20 protein-coding genes are annotated in these 22,087 nt (G+C 66.1%); 13 read left to right on the top strand and 7 right to left on the bottom strand.

The window, feature by feature from the left end; all coding sequences use genetic code 11:
- Nucleotides 1-65 precede the first annotated feature (65 nt).
- Together ACVDHE_RS08330 and ACVDHE_RS08325 are read left to right on the top strand one after the other, a co-directional pair.
- Nucleotides 66-1,103, top strand: a complete 1,038-nt coding sequence (locus ACVDHE_RS08330) for a helix-turn-helix domain-containing protein (RefSeq protein WP_458884290.1) — start codon at nucleotides 66-68, stop codon at nucleotides 1,101-1,103.
- 186 nt (nucleotides 1,104-1,289) lie between these two features.
- Entirely contained in the window at nucleotides 1,290-1,958 is a 669-nt protein-coding gene (locus tag ACVDHE_RS08325; protein ID WP_213037587.1) for an HAD hydrolase-like protein, read from the top strand.
- 64 nt (nucleotides 1,959-2,022) lie between these two features.
- On the opposite strand, the gene ACVDHE_RS08320 is transcribed toward ACVDHE_RS08325, so the two are convergent.
- The 3 genes from ACVDHE_RS08320 to rlmB all read right to left on the bottom strand — a co-directional run bounded on the left by ACVDHE_RS08320 (nucleotide 2,023) and on the right by rlmB (nucleotide 6,384).
- A complete protein-coding gene (locus ACVDHE_RS08320) occupies nucleotides 2,023-3,291 on the bottom strand; it encodes a S1C family serine protease (RefSeq protein WP_458884289.1) in 1,269 nt (422 codons plus the stop codon).
- 188 nt (nucleotides 3,292-3,479) lie between these two features.
- A complete protein-coding gene (locus ACVDHE_RS08315) occupies nucleotides 3,480-5,582 on the bottom strand; it encodes a hypothetical protein (protein WP_458884288.1) in 2,103 nt (700 codons plus the stop codon).
- A gap of 34 nt (nucleotides 5,583-5,616) precedes the next feature.
- Nucleotides 5,617-6,384 (bottom strand): 23S rRNA (guanosine(2251)-2'-O)-methyltransferase RlmB, encoded by a 768-nt coding sequence (gene rlmB, locus ACVDHE_RS08310; RefSeq protein WP_213037584.1) that lies wholly within the window; start codon nucleotides 6,382-6,384, stop codon nucleotides 5,617-5,619.
- Nucleotides 6,385-6,626: 242 nt separating this feature from the next.
- Here rlmB and ftsH point away from each other — a divergent pair, with 242 nt between their 5' ends.
- The 3 genes from ftsH (at nucleotide 6,627) to ACVDHE_RS08295 (ending at nucleotide 10,770) form a co-directional block, all read left to right on the top strand.
- On the top strand, nucleotides 6,627-8,768 hold the full coding sequence (gene ftsH, locus ACVDHE_RS08305) for an ATP-dependent zinc metalloprotease FtsH (RefSeq protein WP_458884286.1): 2,142 nt from the start codon (nucleotides 6,627-6,629) through the stop codon (nucleotides 8,766-8,768).
- A gap of 95 nt (nucleotides 8,769-8,863) precedes the next feature.
- A complete protein-coding gene (locus ACVDHE_RS08300; protein WP_458884285.1) occupies nucleotides 8,864-9,382 on the top strand; it encodes a GNAT family N-acetyltransferase in 519 nt (172 codons plus the stop codon).
- Between the two features lie 128 nt (nucleotides 9,383-9,510).
- Nucleotides 9,511-10,770 carry a helix-turn-helix domain-containing protein gene (locus ACVDHE_RS08295; RefSeq protein WP_458884284.1) on the top strand — a complete coding sequence of 420 codons (1,260 nt, stop codon included), beginning with the start codon at nucleotides 9,511-9,513 and terminating at the stop codon, nucleotides 10,768-10,770.
- Between the two features lie 67 nt (nucleotides 10,771-10,837).
- Here ACVDHE_RS08295 and ACVDHE_RS08290 read toward each other — a convergent pair whose 3' ends face one another.
- From ACVDHE_RS08290 to ACVDHE_RS08280, 3 genes are read right to left on the bottom strand one after another with little or no spacing between them, the layout of a single operon-like run.
- Complete coding sequence (locus ACVDHE_RS08290) at nucleotides 10,838-12,712, bottom strand: ABC transporter ATP-binding protein (RefSeq protein WP_458886164.1); 1,875 nt, start codon at nucleotides 12,710-12,712, stop codon at nucleotides 10,838-10,840.
- Between the two features lie 25 nt (nucleotides 12,713-12,737).
- Nucleotides 12,738-14,489, bottom strand: a complete 1,752-nt coding sequence (locus ACVDHE_RS08285) for an ABC transporter ATP-binding protein (protein ID WP_458884283.1) — start codon at nucleotides 14,487-14,489, stop codon at nucleotides 12,738-12,740.
- A complete protein-coding gene (locus ACVDHE_RS08280; RefSeq protein ID WP_213037579.1) occupies nucleotides 14,486-14,923 on the bottom strand; it encodes a MarR family winged helix-turn-helix transcriptional regulator in 438 nt (145 codons plus the stop codon). Before ACVDHE_RS08280 ends, ACVDHE_RS08285 begins: the two co-directional genes overlap by 4 nt.
- Nucleotides 14,924-15,343: 420 nt before the next feature.
- Here ACVDHE_RS08280 and ACVDHE_RS08275 point away from each other — a divergent pair, with 420 nt between their 5' ends.
- The 5 genes from ACVDHE_RS08275 (at nucleotide 15,344) to ACVDHE_RS08255 (ending at nucleotide 18,818) form a co-directional block, all read left to right on the top strand.
- Nucleotides 15,344-15,940 carry a DUF2975 domain-containing protein gene (locus ACVDHE_RS08275; RefSeq protein WP_325226287.1) on the top strand — a complete coding sequence of 199 codons (597 nt, stop codon included), beginning with the start codon at nucleotides 15,344-15,346 and terminating at the stop codon, nucleotides 15,938-15,940.
- A 13-nt stretch (nucleotides 15,941-15,953) separates the two neighbouring features.
- Complete coding sequence (locus ACVDHE_RS08270) at nucleotides 15,954-16,523, top strand: DUF2975 domain-containing protein (protein ID WP_418724784.1); 570 nt, start codon at nucleotides 15,954-15,956, stop codon at nucleotides 16,521-16,523.
- Nucleotides 16,524-16,532: 9 nt separating this feature from the next.
- Nucleotides 16,533-16,748: a helix-turn-helix domain-containing protein gene (locus ACVDHE_RS08265; RefSeq protein ID WP_213037576.1), complete on the top strand. Its 216-nt coding sequence runs from the start codon at nucleotides 16,533-16,535 to the stop codon at nucleotides 16,746-16,748.
- Nucleotides 16,749-16,834: 86 nt separating this feature from the next.
- Nucleotides 16,835-18,370, top strand: a complete 1,536-nt coding sequence (locus ACVDHE_RS08260) for a DUF4153 domain-containing protein (RefSeq protein ID WP_458884282.1) — start codon at nucleotides 16,835-16,837, stop codon at nucleotides 18,368-18,370.
- Between the two features lies 1 nt (nucleotide 18,371).
- Entirely contained in the window at nucleotides 18,372-18,818 is a 447-nt protein-coding gene (locus ACVDHE_RS08255) for a hypothetical protein (RefSeq protein WP_458884281.1), read from the top strand.
- 157 nt (nucleotides 18,819-18,975) lie between these two features.
- Here the strand turns inward: ACVDHE_RS08255 and ACVDHE_RS08250 are convergent, their stop codons facing one another.
- Entirely contained in the window at nucleotides 18,976-19,893 is a 918-nt protein-coding gene (locus ACVDHE_RS08250; protein ID WP_458884280.1) for a sugar phosphate nucleotidyltransferase, read from the bottom strand.
- A 169-nt stretch (nucleotides 19,894-20,062) separates the two neighbouring features.
- On the opposite strand from ACVDHE_RS08250, the gene ACVDHE_RS08245 reads away from it, so the two are divergent.
- The 3 genes from ACVDHE_RS08245 to ACVDHE_RS08235 are packed head-to-tail and all read left to right on the top strand — an operon-like array spanning nucleotide 20,063 to nucleotide 21,991.
- Complete coding sequence (locus tag ACVDHE_RS08245) at nucleotides 20,063-20,482, top strand: Fur family transcriptional regulator (RefSeq protein ID WP_213037572.1); 420 nt, start codon at nucleotides 20,063-20,065, stop codon at nucleotides 20,480-20,482.
- Nucleotides 20,469-21,182: a metal ABC transporter ATP-binding protein gene (locus ACVDHE_RS08240; protein ID WP_325226300.1), complete on the top strand. Its 714-nt coding sequence runs from the start codon at nucleotides 20,469-20,471 to the stop codon at nucleotides 21,180-21,182. Before ACVDHE_RS08245 ends, ACVDHE_RS08240 begins: the two co-directional genes overlap by 14 nt.
- Nucleotides 21,179-21,991, top strand: coding sequence for a metal ABC transporter permease (locus ACVDHE_RS08235; RefSeq protein WP_213037570.1), 813 nt, complete (start codon nucleotides 21,179-21,181; stop codon nucleotides 21,989-21,991). Before ACVDHE_RS08240 ends, ACVDHE_RS08235 begins: the two co-directional genes overlap by 4 nt.
- Nucleotides 21,992-22,087: the final 96 nt, after the last annotated feature.

Below are 22,087 nucleotides of genomic sequence, written 5' to 3'. Positions count from 1 at the left end.
CCAGCGGGGGTGGACAGTTTCCGCCCCATCCGGTAGCATGGATCCAGAGAGAAAGGAGGACGGCCATGGACACCAACAAGACCGGGGCGTATCTCGCCATGCTGCGAAAGGCCAAGGGGCTGACCCAGGAGGCCGCGGCGGAGATCCTGGGCGTTTCCAACAAGACCGTCAGTAAGTGGGAGACCGGGGGAGGGTTCCCGGAGATCACGGTACTGCCGGCCCTGGCGGAGCTGTACGGCGTCACCGCCGACGACATTCTGGCAGGCCGGACCCTGCGGCAGGAGAGCCCGCCGGAGACGGCGGCGCTGAAGCGGCGGCTCATGTCCCGGCTGCGGCTGCGGTTCGACGTGTGTTTTGCCGTATCCCTGGCCCTGGCGGTGACGGCGCGGCTGGGCATTCCCTATGTGAGCCTGGCGGCGCTGCCCCTGTCGGTGGCCATGGGGTGGATCGGCTTCGTGCTGGCGGCCCACCCGGTGCGGTACGGCGGCGTGGAGGCGGAGGGCACCTTCTGGCTGAACCTGCTGCGCAAGCTCCTGCTCTCCGCCGCCCTCCAGTGGTACGCCTTCGTGTGCCTGCTGCGGCTGGGGACGCCGGACTGGGAGAGCGTGGACCTGGGGACCTTGACAGTCCCCTATACCCACGACCAGTGGAAGCCCGTGATCTTCTGCGCAGGGCTGCTGGTGCTGATCGCGGGTTTCACCCTGGCAGGGCGGCGCCTGGCGGGGCCGGAGCGGGGGCTTTTGGGACCGCGCCTGAATCGGGGGCAGAAGGCCCTGCTCTTTGCCGCCGGAGTGTGGCTGGCGACGTTCTGGGCGCTGTGGGTCTGGGCGGACGGGAAGTTTGACGCCGCCATCGCCCCCTGGATCCAGCGGTTCGGAGAGGACGTGATGCAGGACGCCCGGTTTGACGAGTGGTGGCCCCAGATGAAGGCTCAGCGGGACGGAGAGGTGCTGCCCTGGCTGCGGCTCCGGCGGGCGGTGCTGGCGGCGGGGGGCCTCACGGGGCTGGGACTGCTGGCCGGCGGCGTGAAAAGTATCCTCTCCCGGCGGAAGCGGACACGCTCCGCCGGCGGAGACGACGGAGAAGCCGGCCGCCCGGCGTGAGGGCCGGGATGTCATGCCGGGGCGGTGCTTTGCACCGCCCCGGCATTTGTTTGCGGATGTTTTCCAAAAGAATCCCCCGGAGGCACTGCCTTTTTGCCCAAAGAGGAAAAACGGCTCCCGCCCCCTTGCGAAAGCGGAGCGGGCATGATAGAATTTTCTCCGTGAGAGACAAGAGGAGAAGATTTGATGTATCACTACATATTTTTTGATCTGGACGGGACCCTGACCGACTCCAAGGAGGGCATCCTCAACTGCCTGCGCTACGCTCTGGAGAAGATGGGACGGCCCGTCCCGCCGACGGAGACGCTGCTGAACTTCATCGGCCCGCCCCTTCAGGACTCCTACATGGAGTACTGCGGCTTCACCGAGGAGGAGGCCCTGGAGGGCATCCGTCTGTTCCGGGAGCGCTACGCGCCCATCGGGAAGTTCGAAAACGCCGCGGCTCCCGGGATGCCGGAGCTGTGCGCGCGGCTGAAGGAGCGGGGCTTCGTGCTGGCACTGGCCTCCTCCAAGCCGGAGGAGATGTGCGTGCCCATCTGTGAGAAGTTCGGTTTCGCGCCCTCCATGGCGGCCATCACCGGCAGCCCGCCGGTGGGAGACTGGAGCAAGGCGGACGTGATCCGGGAGACCATGCGCCGCCTGGGCCTCACCGAGGCCGACAAACCCGCCATCTTGATGGTGGGCGACCGGAAGTTCGACGTGCTGGGCGCCCGGGAGTGCGGCATCGACTGCGTGGGCGTGGAGTTCTTCGGCTACGCCGCCCCCGGCGAGCTGGCGCAGGCCGGCGCCGTGGCGGTGGTCCGGACAGCGGAGGAGCTGGAGGCGTTCCTGCTGGATCACGGGGACTGCCGCTGACAAATACCACAGACGGAAAAAGCCGCCCCGAAAGGGGCGGCCTTTTGCTGCGCGGAGGGCGGCCTCAGGCGGCGCCGGAGGCCTTTGCCAGGGGCTGGCCGGGGACCGTCAGGTCCGCGGTGAGGACCGGGTCGATGGGGACGGCCAGATACATGTTGTTGCCGTAGAGGTAGGCGCCGGAGGTGACGGCGATGGCCTGGCCATACTCGTTGAGCAGCGCGCCGCCGCTGCTGCCCTTGGAGATGTCGGCGGTGTTCATGATGCAGGGCAGAGCGTAGCGCTCCACCTCCCGGTCTGTGGCGCTGATGACGCCGGTGCTGACGGCCAGACCCATGCCCAGGGGGTTGCTGATGGTGTAGACCGTGTCGCCGGGGCGGACGTCGGCGGTGGAAACCATGTCCAGATGGTTGAAAGCGGAAACAGCGGTGCCGTCCCGGGTGGTCCGGGCGATCCGGAGTACCGCGATGTCGATGCCGCTGTCATAGTAGACCACGCTCTCCACGGCGCAGACCTCTCCTGTGGAGAGGATGGCGAAGGCGGTCTCCCCTCCTTCGATGGAGTGGTAATTGGTAACCGCCAGTCCGTCCTCACGGATGAAGAAGCCGCTGGCCGCGGCGGAGGGCGTATTCTCCCGAAGTGCCTCCTGGCTCTCGTAGACCTGGAGGCAGAACACGGCGGAGGCGTACCGGTCCGCCGCCTGCCGGGCGGTGAGGGTGGGGGTCAGGAGCCCCAGGGCGTTGGCCGCGGAGCGGGTGACGGCACCCTGTTCCACCATGCGGCCGATCACGGTGCCGCTGCCGTCCCGGTAGGAGAAGGTCAGAGCCGCAGCGGCGGTCTCATACAGGTCACCCAGGGTCATGGCGCCGTCCCAGGCGGCGGGAAAGAGCCCGATCCGCTGGGCAAAGCGGGCGGCGTCAGTGACGGTGAAGTCCCCGTCCTTGTCGCTGTATCCCAGCATCCGCAGCAAAAAGGCGCTCCAGGCATTGGCGGTGACGGTCCTGCCGGGCTGGAAGGCCGTGGCCGTAACGCCGCTGATCCAGCCCTGGCGGGCGGCGTAGTTCACGGCGGCGGCCGCCTGGGCCGTCACGTCCAGGAACCCGGCGGTCCAGCGGGAGGCCGCGGCCTCCTGCTCCGCTCCGGCCAGCTTCACCAGCAGCTCCGCCGCCTGGCCCCGGGTTGCGGGGGCGGTAAGATCGCCGGCATCGTCCGCCAGGCCCAGGGTCACCAGAATATCGGCGGAACGCCGGGCCTCCCCCTCCAGGGCGCCGGCGGCGGGAACGGCACCCAGCACCAGGGCCAGGGCACAGCATACGGCGAGGAATCTTCTTTTCATGGCAGCTTGCCTCCATTCACATGAATTTTATAACAGCCCCGGTGCCGCCCGGAACAGGTCCCACTGCTCCCGGGCGTTTTTGTGCCCGCGCAGCGTTCCGGCAGACGACGGGGCCTTACAGCATTCTTCCAATCAATAAAGGGCCGCCCGGCGGGCGGCCCTCCGCTGTTTTTCGGGTGGGTTCCGGCTCAGTAGCGGCCGGTCCAGTCGGCCATCAGCAGCACCGGCGCCGTCCACAGCAGGCTGAACACCAGCAGCGCCAGCGGGGAGAGCAGGTCGTAGGACCCCTGGAACGCCAGATAGGACGTCAGCAGCGTCCCGGCGGCACTGGCGAAGAAGGACAGCCCCGCCGCCCGCCGCACCGCCCGGCACAGCCGGCGGCTGCCGCACACAGCCTCGGCATAGGGCAGCAGTCCCTCCCGGAAGATCAGGCCCCGGGGCAGTCCCCGGTCCTGCTCCGCCTCGCTGAGGGCCACCCGGTCCGTCAGGTCCGGGTACTCCACCTTCACGCCCTTGTGGAACTTGCGCTTCAAAAGGGCCGGGGTGATGTTGGGGTCCCGGGACGCCAGCACCGGCGTCACGCGGCTGCGGCGCATCATCCGCAGAGCGAAATCCACATTCTCGGCGGCGTGGTACTTCACCGCGAAGGCCGCGGCCAGCTGCCGGTCCACCGCCAGGAAGATCCCGGTCTTGAGGTTGATGTTCCCCGGCAGGCGCACCTCCATCTTCCGCATGAAGGAGGCGGTGCCCAGCAGCACCGTCTCACCGTGGATGGTGGCGGAATAGCCGCCCTCCTCGTAGAAGCTGAAGTCCTGGGCCTCCTGATAGCGGCCGCCCTCGCTGCGCAGCAGCCCGTCAAAGACCCGCTCCAGGCCGCACCCGGCGCACCGGGCCAGCGTGGCCGCGTAAGAGGCGGCCTGTCCCAGCTCCTCGCCAAAGACCTTGACGCCGTTGAGCTGGATGGTGCCCGGGGGAAAGAGGTCTCCGTCGGTCAAAATCATGCGGCGCTGGCTGCTGATCTTCTCCGCCCCGCTCCAGCCGGCCACGGCGCAGCCGGTTTTTTGCAGGTGGCGGGCCAGCTTGGAAAAGGGCAGCGCCCAGCAAAGGGGCAGGGCAAAGGTGGCTCCCGCCGCCAATATGGCGGACCAGTTGAGCAGGAAGTCCGCCCCCCTGCCCTGGCCCAGGGAGCTGAGCCCGGCAAACACCACCGTGGCCACCAGCACCACCGGCAGCAGCACCGCCTGCCAGACCGTCACCGCGTCGTCCCGGACGGCGGTGGTGTAGAACCCCCGCACGGCGCCCCGCTGCTTGCAGGCGCCCCGCTCCGTCTCCGTCACCAGGTACGGCGGCTCGTCGTCCACAGCCGCCGCCCGAAAGGTATCCCGATAACCCTCGCCCTCCCGGGCGGCGCCCCACAGGGCGAAGGTCAGCGCCATACAGCTGACGGCGGCGTAGGGCATGGCGGCGGAACGGGCCTGGGACGTCAGATACAGCACACAGTCCGCCGCCGAGGCCAGAGCCGACAGCACTGCCAGCAGCTGGCTGGAGCAGCGCCTGCGGCTCAGCAGCCGGAACGCCCGCAGGTACACCCGCCGGGCCAGCAGCGACACCACCGCCAGGCAGCCCAGCAGCACCAGGCACTGGTTTTTCACCTGTCCGGTCCAGAAGGGGATCTCCAGCCCGTAGGTCTCCGCCGCCAGCAGCACCGCCGGCAGCAGCGACACCACCGCCGCCGCTGGCAGGGGTGCGCTGAGGATCCGGCTCTCCCGGCGGCAGGCCTCCGACACATCCACAAGGTCCGGCTCCGGCCCGATGGGCTCTGCCTCCGGCTCCGGCTCAGGGGCCGGAGGCCGCTGGTACAGCTCCTCCGTCTCCTCTTCCTCCATGGGCTTGCGGGAGAACAGGCCCCGGCGCCGCCGGGGCTTGAGCAGAGGCTCCCGGCTCTCCTCCATCACCGCGTCCACGGTGCTGCCCACCACTTCCTCCAGCGGGATGGGCCGGGGGGCGGGGGGCAGCTCCGCCTCCGGCGGCTCCGGCTGCGCCGGGACGGCCGGGGCGGCCTCCTTTCGCCGGGGCTGCGCCGGGGCTTGAGCAGGAGCGGCCTCCCTCTGCCGGGGCTGCGGCGGAGCGGAGGGCGGTGTCTCCTCTGCCTCGGTGCCCCGCAGCAGCCGCTGCTCCTCCCCTGCGCCGAACTCCGCCAGGATCTCCTCCAGAGAGTAGTCCTCCGAGGCGGCGGGCACGCCGCCGGAGAGCAGATCGTCATATCGATTGTCCGCGTCCTTTGGAACCATATCCAACCTCTTTATTCCGTGGTTTTCGTAAAGGTCAGCCTCTCTGGCGCACCGCCTCGTACAGCAAAATGGCGGCGGCGGCGCTGGCATTGAGGGAGTTCAGCTTGCCCCGCATGGGGATGCTGACGAGAAAGTCGCACGTTTCCATGGCCAGGCGGGTCATGCCGTCGCCCTCGCTGCCGATGACGATGGCGGCAGGGCCCTTCAGATCCGCGTCATAGAGGGAGGTGGTCCCTCCGGCGGCGGTGCCGAACACCCACACCCCCTGCTTTTTCAGATCCTTGAGCAGCGTGGGGATGTTGGGCACCCGAGCCACAGGCATGTGGGCCACGGCGCCGGCGGAGGTCTTGGCCACCACGGCGGTGAGCCCGGCGCTGCGGCGCTTGGGGATCACCACCCCGTGGGCCCCGGCGCACTCGGCGGTGCGGATGATGGCGCCCAGATTGTGGGGATCGGAGATCTCGTCGCACACCACGATCAGCGGCGCCTCCCCCTTCTCTGCCGCGGCGGAGAGGATGCTCTCCACGCTGACATATTCCCGCACCGCCGCCAGGGCGATGACACCCTGGTGGGCGTGGGTGCGGCTCATGGCGTCCAGCTTGCGCTTGTCCGCCTCCACCACCACCACGCCGGCGGCGCGGGCCGTGGAGGCGATGTGGCCCAGGGTCCGGTCCGTCTCGCCCTTTTGCAGGTAGATCTTATCAATGGTCTCCCCGGCCCGCAGGGCCTCGATGACGGCGTTGCGGCCCTCGATGATGCCGTCGGCTCCGGCGGTCAGGTCGTTTTTTCTCTGTTGGTCCATGGTGTCTCCCCCAAGCAAACTTCTTCACCCCGCCGGAGCGGTCTTTCCAGCGGGCTCTTTTTCTCACATTTGCAGTTTAGTATACCATAGCCGCCGGACACAATAAAGTGGAATTCACAGAAATTTCATCAAAAATCCAAGGCTTTTCCTTGTAGCCCCGCCGCTTCTGTGTTATACTTGCAAGGATTTCATCCCTTTATTTGTAAGGGTATTTTGCCTTTCACCTGAGAGGAGTTCCATACATGAACCAAAACGACAACAAAAACAACAAAAACGACAAAAACAGCAACTGGCGGGGCGTGATCTCCCTGCTGTGCTGGGCGGCGCTGCTGACCATCGTCATCAGCTATGCCAGCAATTACCTGGGAAGCGCTGCCAGCCACACCGGCTCCGCGGAGATCCGGTACACGGATTTCCTGGACCTGCTGGAGGAGGGTCAGGTCCGTGAGGTCCAGGTGGACAGCACCGAGGGCACCCTGGTCATCACCCCCGTGGAGGGGTACGTGTACAAGGACCCGGAGACCGGGACCACCTATGAGACGGACTACCACCTCTACTGCGTCCCCACGGAGAGCGGCGACGCCATCACCGCCCGCTGCGAGGAGGCCGGCGTCCCTCTGGGTGAGCCCTATCAGGCCGCCATGAACCCCATTCTGGCGGTCCTCATCAGCTATGTGGTGCCCTTCGTGTTCATCTTCCTGATGTTCTCCCTGGCCATGCGCTGGATCAACAAGAAGGGCGGCATGGGAGGCATCGGCGGCATCGGCGGCGTGGGCAAGGCCAACGCCAAGGTGTACATGGAGAAGTCCACCGGCGTCACCTTCCGGGACGTGGCCGGTCAGGACGAGGCCAAGGAGTCTTTGACGGAGATCATCGACTTCCTCCACAACCCCCAGAAATACACGGAGATCGGCGCCAAGCTCCCCAAGGGCGCGCTGCTGGTGGGCCCTCCGGGCACCGGCAAGACCCTGCTTGCAAAGGCCGTGGCCGGCGAGGCCAACGTGCCCTTCTTCTCCATCTCCGGCTCCGACTTCGTGGAGATGTTCGTGGGCGTGGGCGCATCCCGCGTCCGGGACCTCTTTAAGGAGGCCAGCAAGGTGGCCCCCTGCATCGTGTTCATCGACGAGATCGACACCATCGGCAAGTCCCGCGACAACCGCATGGGCGGCAATGACGAGCGGGAGCAGACCCTCAACCAGCTGCTGGCGGAGATGGACGGCTTCGACCCCACCAAGGGCGTCATCCTTCTGGCCGCCACCAACCGCCCCGAGGTCTTGGACCAGGCATTGCTCCGGCCCGGCCGCTTCGACCGGCGCATCACCATCGACCGGCCCAACCTGGCCGGGCGCATCGCCACGCTCCAGGTCCACACCCGCAACATCAAGCTGGGCGAGGACGTGGACCTCAAGAAGGTGGCCCTGGCCACCGCCGGGTGCGTGGGCGCGGACCTTGCAAACCTGGTCAACGAGGCGGCCCTCCGGGCCGTGCGCAAGGGCCGCAAGCTGGTGACCCAGGAGGACCTGCTGGCCGCCTTTGAGCTGGTCATCGCCGGCACGGAGAAAAAGGGCAGCGTCCTCACCGAGTTCGAGAAGAAGCTGGTGGCCTACCACGAGGTGGGCCACGCCATGGTGGCTTACAAGCAGAAGAACACCGAGCCGGTCCAGAAGATCACCATTGTCCCCCACACCCAGGGGTCTCTGGGCTACACGTTGCTGATGCCCGAGGAGGACAAGACGGAGCTGCGCACCAAGGACGAGCTCATGGCCAAGATCACCGTCTCCATGGGCGGCCGCGCCGCCGAGGAGGTGGTCATGCACACCATGACCAACGGCGCCAGCCAGGATATCCAGGACGCCACCAACGTGGCGCGGAACATGGTAGCCATGTTCGGCATGAGCGACGAGTTCGGCATGATGGCCCTGGCCTCCCGCCGCAACCAGTACCTGGACGGCGGCTACGGCATGGACTGCGCCCAGGACACCGCCGCCCGCATGGACCAGGCGGTCAAGGAGCTGCTGGACAAGTGCTACAAGGCCGCCGTGGAGGTCATCCAAGAGAGCCGGGATGACATGGACAAGGTGGTGGCCTACCTGATGGAGAAGGAGACCATTACCGGCGCGGAGATGGTAGCCATCATCGAAGGCCGGGACCCCGCTCTGGTGGAGAACCCCTACGCCTCCACCCGGCAGGACGGCTTCCGCCCCTCCACCCCGGACGTGATCGAGCCGGCGGCCAAGAAGGTCCACATGATCTCCCAGAAGATCGAGGCCCCGGAGCTCCCGGAGGACCAGCCCGCCCAGGCGGACGCCCCAGCGGAGGACAAGCCGGACGCCCCGGCGGAAAGCGCTCCGGCGGAGAACAAGTCGGACGCCCCGCAGAACTGATCCAAAAAAGCAACGGCGCGCTGCCCCGGCGGCGCGCCGTTTTCATCCTCCCCGGTCTGCCGCCGGGGCGACGAAATCCATGAGGAGGTACATCCATGATCCGAAAAGCCACGGCCGCCGACCTGCCCGGCGTGGAGGCCATCTACAACGCCATTCTGGACCGGGAGGAGCAGGGCCCCGTCTACACCAACTGGCAGCGGGGTAAATACCCCACCGCCGACACCGCCCGCGCCGCCCTGGAGGCAGGGACCCTGTACGTGGGCGAGGAGGGCGGCGCCCTCTGGGGCGTGGTGAACCTCAACGGCGATCAGCTGCCGGAGTACGACGCCATCCCCTGGTCCATCCCGGCCCGGCGGGACCAGGTGGGCGTGATCCACACGCTCTGCATCCACCCGAACTGGTCCGGGCGGGGCCTGGCCCGGGAACTGGCGGCCTTCTGCGAGACCGAGTGCCGCCGCCAGGGCAAGACCGTCATCCGGCTGGACACCTGGGAGGGGAACCTCCCCGCCAACCGCCTCTATCCCTCCATCGGCTACCGGTACGCCGGGGCGGCGGAGTTCTTCTTCATGGGGTTCATCCACGAGACACTGAACTGCTACGAAAAGCTGCTGTGACCGGAACGTCTTGGGGCGCAGCGGGTTTCCGCCTTTGCTAACCGCAGGTTGACACGGTGCCGCCCGGCGGTTGGTGGCCCGGAACGGGCTGTTTCTGTTACGCTGGCACCGAAAAGGAGGGATCGCCCATGACCATTGGACAGCGCGTGGGACAAAAGCGAAAGGAGCTGGGGCTCAGCCAGGAGGCCCTGGGGGAGCAGCTGGGCGTGTCCCGGCAGTCCATCTACAAGTGGGAGAGCGACTCCGCCCTGCCGGAGATCGACAAGCTGATCGCCCTGAGCCGCCTCTTCGGCGTGTCCGTGGGGTGGCTGCTGGGAGTGGAGGAGCCGCCTCAGGACGATGGAGCGGATGCGGAGCCCGCCCCGGAGACAGGCGAGCTGACGGAGGCCCAGCTGCGCATGGTGGAGGAAATCGTGGCGCGGTACACCGCCGCCCTGCCCCAGCCCCCTTCCCGCCGCAGGCGGAAGTGGCTGAAGGCGGCAGTGATCGCTGCGGCGCTGTGTCTGGTGGGCGGCCTTTACAGTCTCTCCAAACAGCTGGATCGGATGGATCAGCAGTATGGCACTCTGCAAAACAACATCACCCGGGTGGAGAGCACCGTCAACAGCCAGATCGGCTCCATCTCAAGCCGTGTGGAGGAGATATTGAAGGCCCAGAACAGTCTCACCGCCGACTACGGCTGCGAGCAGACCGCCCTGGACCCTGCCGCCAACACGGTATCCTTCCGGGCCTGGGCCGTACCCAAGACCTACGTGGAGGGCATGACCGCCGTGTTCCAGACCGACAGCGGCAGCGGCCCTGTGGAGGTACCTGCGGTTCTGGAGCCGGGACAGACCTTCTCCGCCGGCCTGACCGCAGAACTGACGGACAGCATTACCGTGTCGGTGGTGTTCATCGCCCCCGACGGCACCCGCTCCACCCAACTGCTGGACCAGTTTTACAGCCTGTACAGTGACACCATGCCCACCGTGGATATCCAAAGCAACTTCATGTGGATGGACCTGACAGACGGAGCCCTGGTGCTGACGGAGAACAGCCACGAGCGCTATCTCTGGACCCGGGAGCAGATCTGGTCCGACAGCGCCGCTGCCATCGCCGACGTGCGGGTGGGGCTGTTTAAAAACCGGCAGCTGGCCGCCTGGGCGGAGCCCTGCGAACAGCCCGACAGCTTTCACGGCTTTGAGGACTGCTCCTTCTACTGTCTGCCGGAGCTGCGGCTGGATCTGACCGCTCAGGACACCGTCGAGATCGCCGCGGTGGTGACGGACGTGTACGGCAGGACCATCATCTGCCAGGACGTGCCCTATGTCCCCGATTTGGAGGATGGGGACCTGGTCCACCCGGACATCAGTTCTTCGGACAGCAACCCGGCCAACTGGCACTACTGACGCAAAACAGCGCACCCGGAATTCCGGGTGCGCTGTTTCTCTGTTTTGGGTTTGGGGAAAGCGGCGGTCAGTCCAGTTCCGCCTGGCCGGTGTAGAGCTGGTAGTACCGGCCGTGCTGGGCCAGCAGGTCCTCGTGGTCGCCCCGCTCGATGATCTCGCCCTGCTCCAGGACCATGATGGCCTTGGCGTTGCGGACGGTGGAGAGCCGGTGGGCGATGACGAACACGGTGCGGCCCGCCATGAGCCGGTCCATGCCCTGCTCGATGAGCTTTTCCGTGCGGGTGTCGATGGAGCTGGTCGCCTCGTCCAGGATCAGCACCGGCGGGTTGGCGCAGGCCGCCCGGGCGATGTTCAGCAGCTGCCGCTCGCCCTGGCTCAGGTTCCCGCCGTCGCCGGAGAGGACGGTCTGATAGCCCTGGGGCAGGCGGCGGATGAAGGCGTCGGCTCCGGCCATGGCCGCGGCGGCCTCCACCTCCTCGTCGGTGGCCTCCAGGCGGCCGTAGCGGATGTTGTCGGCCACGGTGCCGGTGAAGAGATGGGTGTCCTGGAGCACGATGCCCAGGGACCGGCGCAGGGAGTCCTTCTCGATGTCCCGGACATCGATGCCGTCGTAGGTGATGGTGCCGGACTGGATCTCGTAGAAGCGGTTGATGAGGTTGGTGATGGTGGTCTTGCCGGCGCCGGTGGAGCCCACGAAGGCGATCTTCTGGCCGGGCTTTGCGTACAGGGAGATGTCGTGGAGGACGGTCTTTTTCTCGTCGTAGCCAAAGACCACATGGTCAAAGCGCACGTCGCCCCGGACCTGGGTCAGCGTGCCGTCGGGCTGCTTCCAGGCCCACTCCCCGGTGTCGAAGTCCGCCTCGGTCAGACTGCCGCCGCGGTCCTCGGTGACCCGGACCAGCTTCACCTTGCCCGCGTCGGTCTCGGGCCGGGCCTCCATGACCTCAAAGACCCGCTCGGCGCCGGCCACGGCGGAGAGGATGGTGTTCACCTGCTGGGAGATCTGGGTGATGGGCTGGCTGACCTGCCGGGTGTACTGGAGGAAGGCCGCCAGGTCCCCCAGCTGGAAGGTGCCGCTGCCGATGGCCAGGATGGCGCCCACGCCGCAGGTGATGGCGTAGTTGATATAGCTGAGGTTGCCCATGGCGGGCATCATGGCGCCGCCGTAGGCCTGGGCCCGGGTGGCCGCGTGGCGGTAGTCCTCGTTGAGCTTGCGGAAATCCGCTTTGGCGGCGTGCTCGTGGTTAAAGACCTTGATGACCTTCTGGCCCTCGATCATCTCCTCGATGTAGCCGTTGACGGCGCCCAGGGCCGCCTGCTGGGCGGCAAAGTACCGCCGGGAGCGGCCGCCGATGACCTTGACCACCCGCAGCATCACCACCAGCATCACCAGAGTGATGAGGGTCAGGGCCGGGCTCAGCACGATCATCATGATGATGGTGCCGGTGAAGTTCAGCGTGCAGGAGATGAGGCTGCCGAAGCTGTTGTTCAGGGCCTCGGAGATGGTGTCGATGTCGTTGGTGTAGCGGCTCATGAGCTCGCCGTGGGTGTGGGTGTCGAAAAATTTCAGCGGCAGGGTCTGCATCCGGTCAAAGAGGTCGGCACGGATCTTGGCCACGGTGTTCTGGGATACATGGACCATGATGCGGGCGTAGCCGAAAGAGCAGGCCGCGCCGGTGATATAGACCGCCGCCATGATGGCCAGCATCCTGGCAAGGCCCGGGAAGTCGCCGGGGAGGATATAGTCGTTGATGAGGGGCTTGATGAGGTAGGACCCGCCCACGGTGCACACGGAGCTGATGACCAGCAGCACCGCCACGATCACCAGCAGGCGGGTGTACCGGCCCAGATACCGCATCAGCTTTCCCAGGGTCCCCCGCAGGTCCTTGGGCTTCTGGAAGCCGTGGCGGCCGGGTCCCCGTCCGGGGCCGCCGGGGCCCATGGGGCGGGAATTGTTTTGACGCTGTTCAGCCACCGATGCTCACTCCTTCCTGCTGGGACTCATAGACCTCGCGGTAGATGTCGCAGGTCTTCATCAGTTCTTCATGGGTGCCCTGGGCCGCCACCCGGCCGCCGTCCATCACCAAAATCAGGTCCGCCTCGCACACAGAGGTGACCCGCTGGGCGATGATGAGCTTGGTGGTGTCCTTGAGCTCATTGGCAAAGGCGCTGCGGATCTTGGCGTCGGTGGCGGTGTCCACGGCGGAGGTGGAGTCGTCCAGGATCAGCACCTTGGGCCGCTTCAAAATGGCCCGGGCGATGCACAGCCGCTGCTTCTGGCCGCCGGAGACGTTGACGCCGCCCTGGCCCAGGTCGGTGTCCAGGCCGTCCGGCATCCGCTCCAGGAACTCGTCGGCGCAGGCGGAGCGGCAGGCCGCCCAGAGCTGCTCGTCGGTGGCGTCGGGATCGCCCCAGAGGAGGTTCTCCCGAATGGTGCCGGAGAAGAGGGTATTCTTCTGCAGCACCACGCTGACCTCATCCCGCAGGTGCTCCATAGTATACTCCGCCACCGGCCGGCCGCCCACGGAGACGGTGCCCTCCGTGGCCTCGTACAGCCGGGGGATCAGGGACACCAGGGTGGTCTTGGCGCTGCCGGTGCCGCCCAGGATGCCCACGGTCTGGCCGGAGCGGATGTGGATGTCCACGTCCCGCAGGATCCACTCGGCGGCCTCGGTGTTGTACTTGAAGGAGACGTGGTCGAAATCGATGCTGCCGTCCTTCACCTGGGCGGGGACGGCAGCGCCGCTGTCATCGGTGTCGGTGACGGCCCGGTCGTCGGTGATGGCGGGCCGCTCCTCCAGCACCTCCCGGATGCGGCGGGCACAGGCCACGGACCGGGTCATCATCATGAAGATCATGGATACCATCATCAGGGAAATCATGATCTGGGTGATGTAGGTGAAGAAGGTGATGAGCTTTCCGGCCTCCAGGGACCCGGCAAAGACCATCTGGCCGCCGAACCACATGACGGCAATGATGGTGCCGTAGACGATCAGCATCATGATGGGCATATTGATGACCACCATGCCGAAGGCCCGCTGGGCGTTGTTCTTCAGGTCCAGGTTGCGCTTGGCGAACTTCTCCCGCTCGTGGTCCTCCCGGACGAAGGACTTCACCACCCGGATGCCGGTCAGATCCTCCTGGACCACCAGGTTCAGCGCGTCGGTCTTTTCCTGCATGGAGCGGAACAGGGGGCTGGCCTTGGAGAGGATCAGCGCCACGGACACCGCCAGCAGCGGCAGCGCCACCAGAAAGACATTGCTGAGCTGACGGCTGATGCGGATGGAGAGAAACAGGGCGCACACCAGCATCACCGGGGCCCGCACCAGCAGCCGCATACCGAACATCAGCGTCATCTGCAGGTTGTTGACGTCGTTGGTCAGGCGCGTCACCAAAGAGGCGGTGGAAAATTTCTCGATATTGGAAAAGGCGTATTCCTGGATGTGGTCATACTCCGCCGCGCGGAGACCCGCGCCGAAGCCCATGCCCGCCGTGGCGGAGCAGGCGGCGGCTCCCAGGCCGAAGGCCAGGGACACCATGGCCATCACCACCATCAAAATGCCCTTGCGCAGGATGTAGCCCTGGTCCCCGGTGGCGATGCCCACATCCACAATGTCACTCATCACCAGCGGGATCAGCAGCTCAAAGATCGCCTCCGCCGCACTGCACCCGATGCCCAGGGCAATCCAGCCGGCGTAAGGCCGCATATATTTCGTCATGTCGCTTGATCCTCCTCCAAATTCCGAATGACCCTGTCCAGGAGCTCCCGGAGCTGCTCCGTCTCCTGGGGAGTAAAGCCCCGCACCATGGCGGCCTCCGACTCCCGAAAGGCCTGCTCAAACAGGGCCTGCTGCTGGCGGCCCTTGTCGGTGAGCGTGATGAGGCGGCGCCGGGCGTCGCTGCCGCTGACGCTGCGGACCACCAGCTCCTTCTCCGCCATCCGATCCAGGATACCGTTGGCGGTGGAGGGCTTTACCTTCAAAAAGTCCGTCACCTGGCACTGGGGCGCCTGGCCGCCGTGGCGGAACAGATACAGCAGCACATGGGTCTGGACCGGAGTGACCTCGTACCGGCTGAGCCGGGCCTCCATCCCGGCCCGGGCCAGGTGGGCACACCGCCCCAGCGTGGGTCCCAGGGCGTTGGCATAAAACATGGAGACACCTCCCGTTTTTATTTAGTGTGCTAAATATTAGCACGCTAAATACTAGCACAGTGCAGCGCCCTTGTCAACGCGGAATCAGGCGGAACTTTTTGAACGATTTATGAACGAATTTTGACGAATTCTGCCGTTCTGTAAACAAATTGTGAAGCTTCACTCCAGCCTGTTGACTTTCCGTGGGCAGGCGGCTATGATGAATTCAACAAGCAGGAAGCTTGTGAACACACACACCATTTTCCCTCTCCTTTCTCTATATCATACAGGAAAGCGGGCAGTCCCAACGGGCTGCCCGCTTTCCTGTTTTTCCGGCCTCCGCGGATCGCTTGCCTCCTCCAAATTTATCGAAAAACAATAAATAATCGTTGACAAACAATAACATCCCGTGGTAGGATACAGCCAAAAGGAGGAGTGGCCATGGAGGGTTCCCACGTGCAGAAGATCGCCCGGGTGCTGAATGTCCTGGTAATCGCCGCCCTGGTGTGCAACATCATCATCTTATATCTGGTTCCGGTGGCCGTGGTGTCCCTGGAGCTGTCAGAGGGGTCCGGCCTGCTGGAGGGTGTCGCGGCCTATCTGCGGGACTTTCTCCATCCCGGACAGGACGACATCCTGACCGCCACCGCGGCTGCCAGCTTCCTGGCCTGGTTCTGGTGCTGGAAGAGTACCCGCGCTCTGGTGCTGACGCTGTTTCTGCTGGTGGCCGGTGTGTGCACGGCTCTGATCCTCTGGCAGGGGCGGCGGGTGCTGCGCACCATTCTGCGGGGCGCGCCCTTCTCGGCGGAAAACGCTGTCAGCCTGCGGCGGGCCGCGGTGTGTTCCTTCGTCGTCTCCGGCGCGGCTCTGGCGCGGCTGGTGTTCAGCGTGTGGTATTTCCGCTCGCCCCAGCCCCTGCTGTCCTACAACGCCCTGTTCGTCCCCATCTTCGCCATGGCGGGGCTTCTGTGCCTGGTCATGTCCGCCCTGTTCCGCCAGGCGGCGGAGATGAAGGCAGAAAACGACCTGACGATCTGAGGAGGTGGGCGGAATGATACGAACGCCTGCGCAGAAGATCGCCGACGCCCTGATCTGCCTGTCCATTCTGGCGCTGATCACAGAGGCCTTTCTGCTGCCCTGGATCAACGCGTTTGCCTACTTCCAGGCCAATGTGGCCGGTGGGCCCACGCTGGAGCATCTGATGGCGGTTTTTGCCTATGATTTTGACGACGGCCTGGGGAATCTCCTCCGGATCTCTCTGGAGAGCTGGGGCCATGCCCACTCCGCTGTCCTGGCCCTGTTTTTATGGCTGGTGTCCATCTGCGGCGCCGTCATTTTGATCCAGGGCATCCGTATCCTGGCCACGGTGGCGGACGGCACGCCCTTCTCTCCGAAAAACGCGGTTTCTCTCCGCCGCGCGGGCCAGGCCTGCTTTGTCATCGCCGCCGGAGCCCTGGGCCGGACCATGTTTACCCTCTTCCGGGAGGGTTCCGCCGCTCTGGCCTCCTATACCGCCCTGCTGGTCCCCCTGTTCGCCATGGCGGGGCTTCTGTGCCTGGTCATGTCCGCCCTGTTCCGCCAGGCGGCGGAGATCAAGGCGGAGAATGACCTGACGATTTGAGGTGAGTCTATGGCGATCGTAGTGAATTTGGACGTGATGATGGCCAGACGGAAGATGTCCCTGAGCCAGCTGTCGGAAAAGGTAGACATCACTCTGGCCAATCTGTCGATTCTGAAAAACAACAAGGCCAAGGCGGTGCGCTTTTCCACCCTGGAGGCCATCTGCGCCGCCCTGGACTGCCAGCCGGGGGACATCCTGGAATACGTGCCGGATCAGGGAAGCTAAATCCCTCTCCGCGCTTCCCTTCCCCTGCCTCTGGCGCCACAAACTATGTCCGCCTGCGGCGGACCCGATCATAAGGAGAATTGCATATGTCTGTTCCTGAAAACGCCCTCCCCGCGGGAGGGCCGGCGAAGCCTACCCAAAATCCCGGAAAACCCTACGCCGCCGACCGGCGGGACCGGCGGGCGCTGCTCCTGACGCCGGTTTGGTGTTTCCTGTTGGTGGACAGTTTCTTTTGGCACTGGCCCTGGGGCCTGGGGCTGACCGCCGCGGGCTTTCTGTGGTACGCCCTGGCGCTGGGCTATCTGGGCCGGGCGTGCCTGCGGCGGCGGGAGGACCGGGTGCTGCTGGTGATGAACCTGGCGCTGCTGGCCTCCTTTGCCCTGACCTCCAACAGCTGGTTCCGGTGGTGGAACCTGCTGGCGCTGCTGGTCCTGGTGCCGGTGCACCTGATGTCCCTGTCCGGGGCGGGACGCCTGCCCTGGCAGCAGCCGGTCATGCTGTGGGAGCGGCTGTGTCTGCTTTTGGTGGGCCTGTTCGGTCAGTTGGGCGCCTTGGGCGCGGTGCTGACCGCCTCCTCCGCCCCCCGGCGCCGGACCTGGGCGGCGGTGCTGGGCGCCGTGGGAGCCCTGGTGCTGCTGGCGGTGCTGGTGCCGGTGCTGGCCTCCGCCGACGCCCTCTTCGCCGCCGCCACGGCGGAGGTGCGGATCTTCCTCCGGGAGCACTTCACCTCCACGGTGTGGAAGCTGGTCTGGGCGCTGATCCTGACGCCCTTCGTATTCAGCCTGCTGTACTTCCTGCGGCGCCCCACTCCCCTGTCCCGGTCCGCGGAGCGGACGGGCCGGACCGTGGACGGTCTGGGCTTCGCCGTGGTGCTGGCGGCGGTGGCCGCCCTCTACGCCCTGTTCCTGGCGGTCCAGTCCGCCGGGCTCTTCGGCGGGGAGGCATACCTCGCCAGCCGGGGCCTTTCCTATGCCGAGTGGGCCCGCAGCGGCTTTTTCCAGATGGTGGGCGTCACGGCGGTGAACCTGACGGTGCTGCTGGTCTGCCTGACCTTCTCCCGCCGCGGCGGCGGCAGTTACGCGGCGGTGCGGCTGCTGGGGGCGGTGCTGACGGCGGAAAGCTTTTTGCTGCTGGCCTCCGCCGCCTGGCGGATGACGCTGTACGTGGAGGCCTACGGCCTGTCCTTCAAGCGCTGCATGACCTACTGGGGCATGGGGATGATGGCCCTGTTTTTCCTGGCGGCGGCGGTCAAGCTGGCGCGGCCGGACTTCGGCTTCTTCCGGGCGGCGGCGCCGGTGGCCCTGGCCGGGTGGCTGGTGATCAACTGCGTGCCGGTGGACTACCTGGTGGCAAAGGACCAGGTGGACCGCTGCCTCTCCGGCGAGAGCCAGACCATCGATGTGGAGTACCTGCTGTACAGCCTGTCCTACGACACCCTGTCCCAGCTGGAGCGGCTGGACGGGGACCTGATCTGCCAGACCTGGACGGACTGGGGGGACAGCTACGGGCAGACCCGATTGTCCACCCTGCTGGATGAGCGCCGGGCGGAGGCCCGGCGGGACTGCGCCGACTGGCGCAGCTGGGACCTGTCGGCGTGTCTGGCGGCCATGGGAGGGGACTGAGATGAGGCGAAAAATGGTCGGGATCTCTCTCCTTTTGCTGGTCCTTCTGGCGGCAGTTTTCGTTTCGCTGACGGTCCTTTTCTCCGGCGGCTATGAGCGGATCATCGGCCTCAACTGGGATCCGGACCTGCCCCGCAGCAGCGGCTGCCTTTACGAGACAGACAGCGGCACCAGCCCCCATGGGGACGGTTTGCGGTACCACGTGCTGGAATACGCCCCCGGCAGCGGACTGGCGGCGGCCCTGGAGGAACAGACGGAGGAATGCGCCCCGGCGGAGTGCGGAGCGGCGTTCATCTGGGACGGTCTGTCCGTTCCCGCGGACTGGCGGCCGGACCCGGCGCAGTGCTGCTGCTTCACCAAGGCCCACCCCTCGGACAGCCGCAATGAGCTGTGGCTGCTGCTCTCGGCCGACGGCACCTGGCTGTACGCGGCGGAGTCGTTCCTCTGAGCATCCCCGAAAAAGAAGCGGCGGCGGACACCTTTCGGTGTCCGCCGCTGTTTTTTCACGCTGTTCACCGGGACCGCTCACGGCGCCTTCCGCCGCAGGCCACATAGGGGGCAGTCCAGCCGCCGCTTCTCCTGACCGTCCACGGCGCCGCCTTCTCTCAGTCCCGCAGGCTGGTAGGGTAGATCCCCCGGGCATGGAGTTTTTTCAGTTCCTCCGCCACCAGGGCCCGGTCCTCCTGATAGGTCATGCCGAACCACTTGTCGGCGGAGTGGAGCACGGAGACCTCCAGAGCCCCCTTCTCCAGCTGCTCGCCCACCATCAGCGGCAGCAGGCACTCAGCCTTGATGTTGTCCCCGGCCTCGTGGCGCAGGAAGTTCTCAAAGTAGTCCTTCAGCGCCGGGAAAATGCTGGGGGCAAAGCCCCAGAAGTTCATGGACACCACCGTGTCCGGCGCCAGGGAGCGGTCCTCCGCCAGGTCCTTCAGGGACCCGTCGGGATACAGCTGGATCTTCAGCGCCTCCCGGATGGCGCGCAGCTTCCCGTCCTCCACGGCGCAGACGCCCCGGGACACGGTGCCGTGGAGGCTGGCGGTGTTCTTGAGGAGGTAGCCCACCATGGTGGCCCTGCCGCTTTCAGGCAGCTTCACCAGCTCGTCATATATGGTGCGGAAGGCGTCCACACCGTAATAGTCGTCGGCGTTGATGACGCAGCAGGGCTCATGGACCACGCCGGCGGCGCACAGCAGGGCGTGGACCGTGCCGAAGGGCTTGGTCCGCTCCGCCGGGATGTGATAGAAGTCCGGCACCGAGGTAAAGTCCTGGAAGGCGTAGGCCACCTCCACCGGCGAACCGTCGGCGGCGGTGCGGCGGGCCAGAGCGTCGCCGCACAGGCGGCGGACCATCTCCTCCATCTCCGGCTTGATGATGAACACCACTTTATTGAACCCGGCCCGGAGGGCGTCGTAGATGGAGTACTCCATCAGGATCTCCCCGTTGGGGCCGATGCCGTCCACCTGCTTGCTTCCGCCGTACCGGGAGCCCAGGCCCGCGGCCATGATCACCAAAGAGACTTTCATGGGATCCTCTCCTGCATTTCATTAAAATTGGATTTACGCAACCATGCGCAAATCCCGTATAACTCTACCATACCCTATTTGCCGGACTTTTGCAACCGCTCTTGACTTTTTTCTCCCGCTGTCTATAATACGAGAACGAGAATCATTTTCAAATTGAGGAGGGTGCGCCATGCCCTACACCACCAGACAGCGCCAGGCCATTTTGCAGTGCCTCCAGCGGCGGGGGGACGCCTCCGTCACCGCCGGGGAGCTGGCGGAGGACCTGCGCTCCGCCGGGTGTCCCGTGGGCCTCGCCACCGTCTACCGCCAGCTGGAGCGGCTGGAGGCGGCGGGCATCGTCCACAAGATCAACACCGAGGACGGCGCCTTTTACCAGTTCTGCGGCCGGGACGGCCACGGTCACCGGGACTGCTTTCTGCTCAGATGCGAGCGCTGCGGCCGCATCCGCCATGTGGACTGCGTCCAGCTCCAGGGGCTCTACGACCACCTGGAGCGGGAGCACCACTTCCGCATCAACCCCCGGGGCACGCTGCTCTCGGGGATCTGTGACCAGTGCGCCAAAGAGGAGGAAACGCGTGGAGAGCAATGAACTGATCGTCTGCCGGGACGTGTCTCTGGGCTATGAGGGTCAGAGCGTCCTGACTCATCTGGACCTGACGGTCCGGGCCGGGGACTACCTTTGCATCGTGGGGGACAACGGCTCCGGCAAGTCCACCCTGCTGCGGGGCCTGCTGGGCCTGATCGCCCCCCAGTCGGGCCAGATCCTCCGCTCGCCGGAGCTGGAGCGGGGGGCCATCGGATACCTGCCCCAGCAGACCCGGGCCCAGCGGGACTTCCCCGCCACGGTGTACGAGGTGGTCCTCTCCGGCTGCCTCAACCGCAAGGGGATGCGATTCTTCTACTCCGCCGCCCAGAAGTCCCAGGCGTTGATGAACATGGGCAAGCTGGGTATCCTGGAGCTCAAGGACAAGTGCTACCGGGACCTCTCCGGCGGCCAGCAGCAGCGGGCCCTGCTGGCCCGGGCCCTGTGCGCCGCCGGGCGGCTGCTGATCCTGGACGAGCCGGTGACGGGTCTGGACCCCGCCGCCGCCCAGGACCTGTATAAGCTGCTGTCCTACCTCAACCGCAAAGAGGGCATGGCGGTGGTCATGGTGACCCACGACCTCAAGGCCGCGCTGAAGGGCGCCCGCCGGGTGCTGCACATCGGCCACGACAGCGTCTTTCTGGGGACGGCGGCGGAGTATCTGGCCTCGCCCCAGGGGCGGCGGTTCCGGGAGGAGGACGTATGAATATTCTGGAAATGCTGACCTGGCCCTTCATGCAGCGGGCCCTGATCGCCGGCGTGCTGGTGAGCCTGTGCGCGGCGCTGCTGGGGGTGTCCCTGGTCCTCAAGCGCTACTCCATGATCGGCGACGGCCTCAGCCACGTGTCCTTCGGCGCATTGGCCATCGCCGTGGCGCTGGGGGTGACGCCCCTGTACTTCTCCATTCCGGTGGTGATCCTGGCAGCCTTCTTCCTGCTGCGCATGGCCAGCCATCCCCGGTGGAACAGCGACGCCGCCGTGGCGGTCATGAGCGCCTCGGCCCTGGCGGTGGGCGTCATCGTCATCTCCCGCACCACCGGCATGACCACCGACGTGGACAACTACATGTTCGGCAGCGTCCTGGCCATGACGGACCTGGACGTGCTGCTGGCGGCGGGGCTGAGCCTGGCGGTGCTGGTGCTGTTCGTGCTCTTTTACCACAAGCTCTTCGCCGTCACTTTCGACGAGAGCTTCTCCCGGGCCACGGGGCTGAAGGTGGACCGGTACAACACCCTTCTCGCGGTGCTGACGGCGCTGACCATCGTGCTGGGGATGCGGATGATGGGCGCCATGCTGATCTCTTCCCTGGTGATCTTCCCGGCCCTGACGGCCATGCGGCTGTTCAAGAGCTTCCGGGGCGTCATGATCTGCGCCGGGACCACCGCGGTGGTGTGCTTCTGCGCGGGGCTCACCGCCTCCTGGGTCTGGTCCACACCGGTGGGCGCGTCCGTGGTGGCGGCCAACCTCACGGTGTTCCTGCTCTCCTGCGGCGCCGCCTTTGCGCGCAGCCGCTGAGGGCGGCGGAGGGGGCGAAACCGGCGGTCCTGTCCTCCGTTCCGGCCTCCATTCCCGCCCCGCGGCGGACCGAGCCCGCTTTTCGGCCCGCCGCGG

This window comes from Dysosmobacter sp. Phy, assembly GCF_054476235.1.
This window is presented reverse-complemented; position numbering and strand designations above follow the sequence as displayed.

Excerpts from the sequence above, each read along its gene's own strand:
- ftsH (WP_458884286.1), top strand. The coding sequence starts at position 6,627 with ATGAACCAAAACGACAACAAAAACAACAAAAACGACAAAAACAGCAAC.
- ACVDHE_RS08315 (WP_458884288.1), bottom strand. The coding sequence starts at position 5,582 with ATGGTTCCAAAGGACGCGGACAATCGATATGACGATCTGCTCTCCGGC.
- ACVDHE_RS08300 (WP_458884285.1), top strand. The coding sequence starts at position 8,864 with ATGATCCGAAAAGCCACGGCCGCCGACCTGCCCGGCGTGGAGGCCATC.
- ACVDHE_RS08295 (WP_458884284.1), top strand. The coding sequence starts at position 9,511 with ATGACCATTGGACAGCGCGTGGGACAAAAGCGAAAGGAGCTGGGGCTC.
- ACVDHE_RS08265 (WP_213037576.1), top strand. The coding sequence starts at position 16,533 with ATGGCGATCGTAGTGAATTTGGACGTGATGATGGCCAGACGGAAGATG.
- ACVDHE_RS08280 (WP_213037579.1), bottom strand. The coding sequence starts at position 14,923 with ATGTTTTATGCCAACGCCCTGGGACCCACGCTGGGGCGGTGTGCCCAC.
- ACVDHE_RS08285 (WP_458884283.1), bottom strand. The coding sequence starts at position 14,489 with ATGACGAAATATATGCGGCCTTACGCCGGCTGGATTGCCCTGGGCATC.
- ACVDHE_RS08260 (WP_458884282.1), top strand. The coding sequence starts at position 16,835 with ATGTCTGTTCCTGAAAACGCCCTCCCCGCGGGAGGGCCGGCGAAGCCT.
- ACVDHE_RS08250 (WP_458884280.1), bottom strand. The coding sequence starts at position 19,893 with ATGAAAGTCTCTTTGGTGATCATGGCCGCGGGCCTGGGCTCCCGGTAC.
- ACVDHE_RS08270 (WP_418724784.1), top strand. The coding sequence starts at position 15,954 with ATGATACGAACGCCTGCGCAGAAGATCGCCGACGCCCTGATCTGCCTG.
- ACVDHE_RS08320 (WP_458884289.1), bottom strand. The coding sequence starts at position 3,291 with ATGAAAAGAAGATTCCTCGCCGTATGCTGTGCCCTGGCCCTGGTGCTG.
- ACVDHE_RS08325 (WP_213037587.1), top strand. The coding sequence starts at position 1,290 with ATGTATCACTACATATTTTTTGATCTGGACGGGACCCTGACCGACTCC.
- ACVDHE_RS08275 (WP_325226287.1), top strand. The coding sequence starts at position 15,344 with ATGGAGGGTTCCCACGTGCAGAAGATCGCCCGGGTGCTGAATGTCCTG.
- ACVDHE_RS08245 (WP_213037572.1), top strand. The coding sequence starts at position 20,063 with ATGCCCTACACCACCAGACAGCGCCAGGCCATTTTGCAGTGCCTCCAG.
- rlmB (WP_213037584.1), bottom strand. The coding sequence starts at position 6,384 with ATGGACCAACAGAGAAAAAACGACCTGACCGCCGGAGCCGACGGCATC.
- ACVDHE_RS08330 (WP_458884290.1), top strand. The coding sequence starts at position 66 with ATGGACACCAACAAGACCGGGGCGTATCTCGCCATGCTGCGAAAGGCC.
- ACVDHE_RS08255 (WP_458884281.1), top strand. The coding sequence starts at position 18,372 with ATGAGGCGAAAAATGGTCGGGATCTCTCTCCTTTTGCTGGTCCTTCTG.
- ACVDHE_RS08290 (WP_458886164.1), bottom strand. The coding sequence starts at position 12,712 with ATGGGCCCCGGCGGCCCCGGACGGGGACCCGGCCGCCACGGCTTCCAG.
- ACVDHE_RS08235 (WP_213037570.1), top strand. The coding sequence starts at position 21,179 with ATGAATATTCTGGAAATGCTGACCTGGCCCTTCATGCAGCGGGCCCTG.